The sequence below is a fragment of the Mycobacterium sp. genome, from assembly GCF_032162105.1.
In the GTDB taxonomy this organism is placed as follows: Bacteria; Actinomycetota; Actinomycetes; order Mycobacteriales; family Mycobacteriaceae; genus Mycobacterium.
This window is the reverse complement of the sequence record NZ_JAVRPS010000630.1, coordinates 1-7,711: the sequence shown is the minus strand read 5'-3', so window position 1 is coordinate 7,711 and position 7,711 is coordinate 1. Positions and strand designations below refer to the sequence as shown.

10 protein-coding genes are annotated in these 7,711 nt (G+C 68.0%); 4 read left to right on the top strand and 6 right to left on the bottom strand.

The window, feature by feature from the left end:
• Nucleotides 1–324: amidase family protein (locus QOC69_RS32020; protein WP_526446522.1), on the top strand; the 324-nt coding region annotated here is incomplete at its 5' end.
• Here QOC69_RS32020 and QOC69_RS32015 read toward each other — a convergent pair.
• Together QOC69_RS32015 and QOC69_RS32010 are read right to left on the bottom strand one after the other, a co-directional pair.
• Nucleotides 321–1,277 carry an alpha/beta hydrolase gene (locus tag QOC69_RS32015; RefSeq protein ID WP_526446521.1) on the bottom strand — a complete coding sequence of 319 codons (957 nt, stop codon included), beginning with the start codon at nucleotides 1,275–1,277 and terminating at the stop codon, nucleotides 321–323. The genes QOC69_RS32020 and QOC69_RS32015 overlap by 4 nt on opposite strands.
• A 55-nt stretch (nucleotides 1,278–1,332) precedes the next feature.
• Nucleotides 1,333–1,815: a DNA-deoxyinosine glycosylase gene (locus tag QOC69_RS32010; protein WP_526446520.1), complete on the bottom strand. Its 483-nt coding sequence runs from the start codon at nucleotides 1,813–1,815 to the stop codon at nucleotides 1,333–1,335.
• Nucleotides 1,816–1,859: 44 nt separating this feature from the next.
• Here QOC69_RS32010 and QOC69_RS32005 point away from each other — a divergent pair, with 44 nt between their 5' ends.
• Nucleotides 1,860–2,972 carry an adenylate/guanylate cyclase domain-containing protein gene (locus QOC69_RS32005; RefSeq protein ID WP_526446519.1) on the top strand — a complete coding sequence of 371 codons (1,113 nt, stop codon included), beginning with the start codon at nucleotides 1,860–1,862 and terminating at the stop codon, nucleotides 2,970–2,972.
• Here QOC69_RS32005 and QOC69_RS32000 read toward each other — a convergent pair.
• A complete protein-coding gene (locus QOC69_RS32000; protein ID WP_526446518.1) occupies nucleotides 2,969–3,385 on the bottom strand; it encodes an ester cyclase in 417 nt (138 codons plus the stop codon). The genes QOC69_RS32005 and QOC69_RS32000 overlap by 4 nt on opposite strands.
• A gap of 193 nt (nucleotides 3,386–3,578) precedes the next feature.
• Here QOC69_RS32000 and QOC69_RS31995 point away from each other — a divergent pair, with 193 nt between their 5' ends.
• The gene (locus tag QOC69_RS31995; RefSeq protein WP_526446517.1) at nucleotides 3,579–4,199 is read left to right on the top strand and encodes a GIY-YIG nuclease family protein; all 621 of its coding nucleotides are present in this window, start codon (nucleotides 3,579–3,581) and stop codon (nucleotides 4,197–4,199) included.
• A 3-nt stretch (nucleotides 4,200–4,202) separates the two neighbouring features.
• Here QOC69_RS31995 and QOC69_RS31990 read toward each other — a convergent pair whose 3' ends face one another.
• The 3 genes from QOC69_RS31990 to QOC69_RS31980 are packed head-to-tail and all read right to left on the bottom strand — an operon-like array spanning nucleotide 4,203 to nucleotide 7,472.
• Nucleotides 4,203–6,338 (bottom strand): heavy metal translocating P-type ATPase, encoded by a 2,136-nt coding sequence (locus QOC69_RS31990; protein WP_526446516.1) that lies wholly within the window; start codon nucleotides 6,336–6,338, stop codon nucleotides 4,203–4,205.
• 2 nt (nucleotides 6,339–6,340) lie between these two features.
• Nucleotides 6,341–6,544, bottom strand: a complete 204-nt coding sequence (locus QOC69_RS31985) for a cation transporter (protein ID WP_526446515.1) — start codon at nucleotides 6,542–6,544, stop codon at nucleotides 6,341–6,343.
• A 52-nt stretch (nucleotides 6,545–6,596) separates the two neighbouring features.
• The gene (locus tag QOC69_RS31980) at nucleotides 6,597–7,472 is read right to left on the bottom strand and encodes an AIM24 family protein (protein WP_526446514.1); all 876 of its coding nucleotides are present in this window, start codon (nucleotides 7,470–7,472) and stop codon (nucleotides 6,597–6,599) included.
• Between the two features lie 58 nt (nucleotides 7,473–7,530).
• On the opposite strand from QOC69_RS31980, the gene QOC69_RS31975 reads away from it, so the two are divergent.
• Nucleotides 7,531–7,711, top strand: a 181-nt coding sequence (locus QOC69_RS31975; protein WP_526446513.1) for a hypothetical protein, incomplete at its 3' end; no start/stop codon positions are given.

Genomic DNA, 7,711 nt, shown 5'->3' with positions numbered 1-7,711 from the left:
ACCGCGCGCGTCACCGCCATCTTCGACGACGTCGACGTGCTCATCACGCCGGGCACGGCGACCGGGCCGTCGCGCGTCGGCGCCCACCAGCGCCGCGGCGCCATCTCGACGCTGGCGCTTGTCGCGGCCCGCGTACCGTTCCAGGCGATGTTCAACGTGACTGGTCAGCCCGCTGCGGTGGTGCCGTGGGGACTCGACGGCAACGGCATTCCGACCTCGATTCAGATCGTCGGCAGACCGTTCGACGAGGCGACGCTGCTGTCGCTTGGCGCACAGATCGAGTCCGCCCGGCCGTGGGCGCACCGCCGCCCGCCGGTCAGCTAGCGAGCTCCCAGGGAGCGCTGAATGTCGGGCTTCATGGCCTGCAACTGCGCGCCCCAGTACGCCCACGTATGCGTGCCGGTTGGCGGGAAGTTGAACGTGGCGTTCTTGCCGCCCGCGGCCACGTAGGCGTTCTGGAAGTTCTGGTTGGACTTCAGCGTGAAGTTCTCCAGGAACTGCTGGGGAAGGCCGCTGGCCGCGCCCTCCAGATCACCGGGTGTTCCGCTGCCGCAGTAGATCCACAGGCGGGTGCCGTTGGCGACGACCTGGGCGACGTTCACCGTAGGGTCGTTGCGCGTCCATGCCGGATCGCCGGGCGGCCCCCACATCGCGCCGGGATTGAAGCCGCCGGAGTCGTTCATCGCGAGACCGACGAGCGGCGGCCAGAACGGATCGGACAGATTCAGGAAGCCCGACAACGAACCGGCGTACTTGAACTGGTTCGGGTGATACATCGCGTAGACCAGCGCGGTCGATCCACTCATCGACACACCGACGGCGGCGTTGCCGCTCTGCGAGATGCCCTTGTTCTTCGCCAGCCACGCAGGCAACTCGCTGGTCAGGAACGTTTCCCACCTGTAGGTCTGGGTGGTGCCGTTGCCCACCGCCGGCTCGTACCAGTCGGTGTAGAAGCTGGACATGCCGCCGACGGGCATGACCAGAGACAGGCCGGACTCGTAGAACCACTCGAACGCGGCGGTGTTGATGTCCCACCCGTTGAAGTCGTCCTGGGCCCGCAGTCCGTCGAGAAGATAGACGGCGTGGGAGCCGCCGCCCTGAAACTCGATGCGGACGTTGCGGCCCATCGCCGCGGACGGTACCTCCAGATATTCGACGGGCAGCCCGGGCCGGGAGAAGGCGTTGGCCGTACCCGCGCTCGCGACGCCCGTCAGGCCGGCGATGACGACGAACGCCATGCCGATGCCCAGCAGTTTGTTGACGATATTGCGCCTCATCCCCCGGGATTACCCCTGATGAGGGGGCCATCAAACCCGCCGAACGGCGCTACCGCTAGCCGACTTCGCGCCACCGGGCGAGCTTGTCCGCGAACGACATCGGTAGTGCGCCGCTGCTCGACGGCAGCCGGACGGCGGGCAACGCGGTGTCGACGTGACGCTCGAACAACTCGAAGGCCGTCAGACCGTTGACGAACACCCGCTCGATCGTCGGGTAGTCGGTGAGCAGCGGCCCGAAGTCGTTCACCACCAACGTCTTCCGATCGATCTTGGCGTCTAGGCTGCCCGCGCGGCGGCAGCTGTGCACGACGTCCCACAGCGCAACGCCGTGGCCCTCGACCGCCTCGATCCGCTCCTCGTAGGGTGCGTCGGCGTCGAACCCGAACACCTCCGACAGCAGCGGCCAGAACTGGTTGCGCCGGTTTGCGTAGTACTGACTTGCCGCCAGGGACCGCTCGCTCGGGAACGAACCGAGGATCAGCACCCGCGCGCCGTCGCCCACCACGGGCGCCAGGCCCTCGCGCAGCGGTTCGGTCATCACGTCACATGATGCACCTCGACCGCTGGTAGTACGTTGACCCGGTGGCCGAAGGCGTCGACATCGAAGCGTCCGGGCTGCTGAATGGATTGGAAGGCAAGGTGCGTGCCGAACGTGCCGAGCTGATCGAATGGCTGCTCGACGGGGGATTCACCGTCGAGCAGATCCGCGATTCGTTCTCGCCCATGCTGCTGGCATCGCAGCGGATCCTCGGCGACGACGGGACCTTCGTGTCCGCCCGCGAGATCAGCGAGCGGAACGGCATCGACATCGATCTGCTGCAGCGGCTGCAACGCGCCGTCGGCCTACCACGGGTGGAGGACCCCGATGCGGCCGTTCTCATGCGGGTCGACGGGGAGGCGTTCGCCTACGCGAAGAAGTTCCGCGAGCTGGGGTTTGCCCCGGATCAGATCGTGCTCGTCGTCCAAGTGCTCGCCGAAGGTCTGACCCGTGCTGCCGACGTGATGCGATACGCCGCACTGGCGGCGACGATGGCGCCCGGCGCCACCGAACTCGACACCGCAAAGGCAGCTGAGGCGCTCATCCGGGACGTGGCGCCGTTGCTCGGTCCGATGATCCAGGACATGCTGCGACTGCAGCTGTTGCACGCGATGGAGACCGAGGCGGTCAACTCCACAGAGCGTGCCGAGGGACTGCAGCTGCCGGGGGCACGTCTGGTCACGATCGCGTTCGCCGATCTGGTCGGATTCACCCGTCTCGGCGAAGTGGTGCCGCCCGAGGTTCTGGAGAAGCTGGCGCACCGCCTGGTGAACATGGCCCGTGAGGTCGCGGTGCCGCCGGTTCGATACATCAAGAGCATCGGCGACGAGGTGATGCTGGTAAGTGCGGATCCGGTGGCGATGCTCGATGCGGTGCTCGACCTCGTCGATGCCACCGAGGCGGATGACGACTTCCCCCGAGTTCGAGTGGGATTGGCCACCGGTATGGCCGTGAGTAGGGCAGCCGACTGGTTCGGTAGCCCCGTCAACCTCGCCAGCCGAGTCACCGGGACCGCGCGGCCGGGGACGATCCTGGTATCGGAGGCAACCCGGGAGGCGATCGGCGACGACGCCCGGTTTGCGTGGTCTTTCGCCGGCGGGCGGCGGTTGAAGGGCATCAAGGATGACGTGAAGCTTTTTCGGGCGAGGCGGGCTTAGGCCCACCCCAGCTGCCGCAGGGTGATTCCGTCGTTCCAGATCTTGGTCATGTGGCGGATCTTGGCGCCATCGAAGTCCATGACGTAGACGTAGTCCGCCTCAGCGCTCTTCCCGGTCGGTGGTACCGGGCCGCCGTCGCCGGTGTGCGTTCCACGGAAGACGCCGAACGCCGCTACGTTGTTCCGCGCCTCGTCGACCGCGAACGACCGGACCTCGGCGGTGCCGTCGGGCAGAAGTACCAGAAGGCCCTTCATCCACTCGGTGTAAGCCTCAAGGGTTTCCACCCCGTCCAGGGCGCCGACCTGGGCGGCGAACGTCGCGTGCGGGTGGCAGTACTGTTCGCACGCTGCCCAGCCCTGCCCCGTCTCGCAGGCATCGAAGAATCGTTCGGCGGTGTCCTTGATCGACGTCATCGTCCGTCCCTTCGCTGAACCCGGGTTCCGAGGGCATCGGGCGTACCCCATCGAGCATCTTCCCCGCATGGGCAGGGACCGTCGGCAAATTCGCAAAAACGGCGGCGTCTAGGCTGCCCTCAAGGCGAGCACTCGGTCGAGGACGGAACGGCATGCGCCTCGACGAGATGGCCGCACGACGATCGGAGTGGGCATGGCCGAGGGACGCAGTAAGAGCAGGCAGGCGGATTTCCTTGCCGCCAGGACCTTTACGCGAGCCGAAGTGTTCACCGATCCCGGTCCGGTGCCCAGCATGCCGGGTGTCCAAGGGTGGTGGTTCCGCACGGTACCTGGGGCCATCGACGTATCGGGTTGCGAACAGCGCGACGGGCTGACGCTGCTCTACGTCGGCATCAGCCCGACCGCGCCACCCAAGAACGGCAAGCCGCCCAGCACTCAGGACCTGCGCAAGCGCATCCGGTATCACTTCGGGGGTGGCAAGGCGGATGCCGAGGGTTCGACGCTGCGCAAGACGCTCGGTGTGCTGCTCGGCGACAAACTCGGATTCAAGCTGCGCCGCATCGGCTCTGGTGATCGACGCACGTTCGCCGGGGGAGAGGCCATGCTCAACCAGTGGATGGCCGACAATGCGCTCGTATCGTGGTTGGTTCACCCAGAGCCGTGGTTTCTCGAGGACAAGCTGATCGCTGCCTTCGACCTCCCGCTCAATGTCCAAGCAAGCAACAAGGACAACGCGTTCTACCCCGAACTGACCAGGCTTCGGCGCGAAGCCGCGCTGGGTGCGAACAAGCTGCGCGTACTCAAGGAGTGGTGACCGCTAGCGCGACGGCGTGAACCGGCGCAGCCGCAGACTGTTGGTCACCACGAACACCGAGCTGAAAGCCATTGCCGCACCGGCGATCATCGGGTCGAGCAGACCGAGCGCGGCCAGCGGGATGGCCGCCACGTTGTAGGCGAATGCCCAGAACAGGTTGCCCTTGATGGTGCGCAACGTGGCGCGCGCCAAGCGGATCGCGTCGGGCACGGCGCGCAGATCCCCGCTGACGAGCGTCAGGTCCGATGCCTCGATCGCGACGTCGGTTCCGGTTCCCATCGCCAGCCCGAGATCGGCCTGGGCCAGCGCCGCGGCGTCGTTCACGCCGTCGCCGACCATCGCGACCACTCTGCCCTCGTCCTGCAACCGCTTGACGTGATCGACCTTGTCGGCGGGCAACACCTCGGCGATGACGTCGTCGATGCCCACCTGATCGGCCACCGCCCTGGCGGCACGCTGGTTGTCGCCGGTCAGCAGCACGGGTGTCAGGCCGAGACTGCGCAGACTCGAGATCGCCTCGGCCGCAGAGTCCTTCACCGTATCCGCGACCACGATCACCGCGCCGACCCGGCCGTCCACCGCGATCCACACCGGTGTGCGTCCCGCTGCCTCGGCCTCGTCGGCGACCTCGCGCAGGTCCGCAGGTGCCACGAGTCCTCGCTCTTGCAGCCAGGACAGCCGGCCCGCCGCCACCGCGCGTCCGTCCACCACACCGGTGACACCCCTGCCGTCGTGATTGGCGAAGTCGACGACCGTCGGCAGCGGGCCCGTTTCGGCGGCGCGGGCCGCGACCGCCCGCGCGATCGGATGCTCGGAGCCGCTCTCCAACGCACCCGCCAGCCGCAGCGTCTCGTCATCGGCGGGACACACCGAGACGACGGCCATCCGGCCGGTCGTCACGGTGCCGGTCTTGTCCAGCACGACGGTGTCGACGCGGCGGGTCGACTCGAGCACCTGCGGGCCCTTGATCAGAATCCCGAGCTGCGCCCCGCGTCCGGTCCCGACCAGCAGCGCGGTCGGCGTCGCGAGTCCCAGCGCGCACGGGCACGCGATGATCAGCACCGCGACGGCAGCGGTGAACGCCGCGCTCGGCGGGCCGCCCGCGACCAGCCAGCCGACGAGCGTCAGCAGCGCAAGCCCGATCACGATCGGAACGAAGATCGCCGAAACGCGATCCGCCAGCCGGGCCACCTCGGCCTTGCCGCTCTGCGCCTCGGCGACCAGCCGGGCCATCTGGGCCAGCTGTGTGTCGGCGCCAACCCGGGTGGCCCGAACGTGCAGCAGCCCACCGACGTTCACGCATGCCCCGACGACGTCATCGCCGGGCCCGACCTCGACCGGCACCGACTCGCCGGTCAGCATCGACACGTCGACCGCCGACCCTCCGCTGGTCACCACCCCGTCGGTCGCGATCTTCTCGCCGGGCCGCACCAGGAAGAGGTCACCGACCGCGAGTTCGCTTACCGGAATCCGGGTTTCACCGGATCCGTCGCGCAGCACCGCGACGTCCTTGGCGCCCATGTCCAGCAGCGCCCGCAGTGCGGCGCCGGACTGCTTCTTGGCGCGCGCCTCGAAGAACCGTCCGGCCAGGATGAAGGTCGTGACGACCGAGGCGACCTCGAAGTAGAGGTGCTGGGAAGGGTCGCCGAACACCGCCCACGTCGACCACGCATATGCGGCGAGCACGCCAACCGAGATCAGCGTGTCCATGGTCGCCGCGCCGTGCCGCAGGTTCGTCCACGCGGCGCGGTGGAACGGCCACGCGCCCCACAGCACGACGGGGGTGGTCAGCGCGAAGGCCAGCCCCTGCCAGGCCGCGAAATGCAGCGCGGTCACCATCGACAGCACCAGCACCGGTGCGCTCAGCGCGGCGGACACCAGCAGCCGAGGCAGCCAGGACTCCTCGGCGGGCCGAGCGGCAGGCAGCGTCGCCGTGTAACCGGTGGCCTCGACGGCGGCCACCAACTCGTCCCGGGTCACGTGGTCGCCGAAGTCGATCGAAGCCTGCTCGGTGGCGAAGTTGACGGTCGCATACACGCCGTCGATCCGGTTGAGCCGCTTCTCGATTCGCGCGGCACACGACGCACAGGTCATCCCGGCGACGGCGAGGGTGACATTACTCGTCGTTGGGTCGCTCATGCCTATGCCGCGGACGCGACGTCGTACCCGGCGTCCTCGATCGCGGCCGCCACTGCCACCGCGTCCGGGGCACCGCTGACCCGTACGGTTCCGCCGGACAGGTCGACGTCGACCCCGGCGACGCCGGGCAGCGTCGACACGGCCGACGTGATGGCGGAGACGCAGTGCCCGCAGCTCATTCCGGAAACTTCCAACACCATGCTCATAACCCGATCATATACCCATAGGGGGTATAGGTAGCTGGCTCCCTCGTTGCGCCTACTGCGTCGGGATCTGGATGCCCTCCGACGGCTGGACGATGACGAACCCCTGCCCGTGGAACGAGACCTGGAGCGCTTCGCCCGAGCCCCTACCGATCAGGGCACCCGCCTTGAAGCTCGTCTTGAGCTGGGTCTGCAGGTTCGCCGACCACGCCACCACCGCGTTGGTGTCCGCGAACGTCGGCGCCTCGGCCGCATTGAGGACCACCGGAGCACCATCCGTCGTCAACGCCACCCAGCCGGTGCCGCGCAACGTGGTGTTGAACAAGCCGCCCGTGGCGATGCTGCCGCCCTTCACCCGCTCGATGTTCCAGTCGAGGCTCGACGAGAAGGCGAGAACGTTCTTGCCGCTGATCGACAGGCCGGCGTTGTTGAGGTTCAGCACGTGGACGTCGTGGGCCAGCTCGGCGAGGAAGACGTCGCCCTGGCCCTGGACCCGCATCAACGGCAGGCCCTCGCCGGTCAGCGCCTTCTTGAGGAACTTCCCTGCGCCGCCGCCTTCGTAGGCGAACTCCACGTTGCCCTGGTAGGCGACCATCGAGCCCTGTCTGGCCATGAACGGGTCACCGAGTCGGACCCGGAGCATCTTGGAGTTCTGGTTCGCGATCGGCTTGGCTTCCTTTTCGCTGAAGCGTCCGTCGACCAGATCGCCGCTGATCCCGGCGAAACCGTCACCACCCCCCGGGGCAGCGGCCTGAGGCATCGCCCGCTGGCCGCCGCCAGCCGCTTGGGGCGCGCCTGACGGGGCGCCGCCCAGCGGCGCCGTGCCGGTCCGGCCCTGATGGAAGATCTGCTCGGTCCAGCCCCTCCCGTCCCACCAGCGATATTCGAAGCGGCCGTCGGGGTCGGGTTGCCAATTGCCTGGTGCAGTCACTCTTGCTCCTCGGATTGATGGCGGTGTCGAACACGTTGCATTCGACCGTTCCTGGTGAGTGAGCAGGAGTGAGTTCTGCTCGGTTGCGGCCCGAACGGTCTTGGCCGCGGCGGGCGGGTGTTCTCCGGTGGACCGGTGCGCATCGCGTGCGGCCGGTGGGCTGGAACTGCCGTGCCTGCCATCGTGGCGACGGTGGCGGTCGGGCCTGGCCGGTGGAGTGCCCGCCACGGTCCACTGTC

What these genes read in the sequence shown, in the direction of transcription:
- QOC69_RS32015 (WP_526446521.1), bottom strand. Translation starts at nt 1,277, where the DNA reads ATGAGGCGCAATATCGTCAACAAACTGCTGGGCATCGGCATGGCGTTC.
- QOC69_RS32010 (WP_526446520.1), bottom strand. Translation starts at nt 1,815, where the DNA reads ATGACCGAACCGCTGCGCGAGGGCCTGGCGCCCGTGGTGGGCGACGGC.
- QOC69_RS32000 (WP_526446518.1), bottom strand. Translation starts at nt 3,385, where the DNA reads ATGACGTCGATCAAGGACACCGCCGAACGATTCTTCGATGCCTGCGAG.
- QOC69_RS31995 (WP_526446517.1), top strand. Translation starts at nt 3,579, where the DNA reads ATGGCCGAGGGACGCAGTAAGAGCAGGCAGGCGGATTTCCTTGCCGCC.
- QOC69_RS31990 (WP_526446516.1), bottom strand. Translation starts at nt 6,338, where the DNA reads ATGAGCGACCCAACGACGAGTAATGTCACCCTCGCCGTCGCCGGGATG.
- QOC69_RS31985 (WP_526446515.1), bottom strand. Translation starts at nt 6,544, where the DNA reads ATGAGCATGGTGTTGGAAGTTTCCGGAATGAGCTGCGGGCACTGCGTC.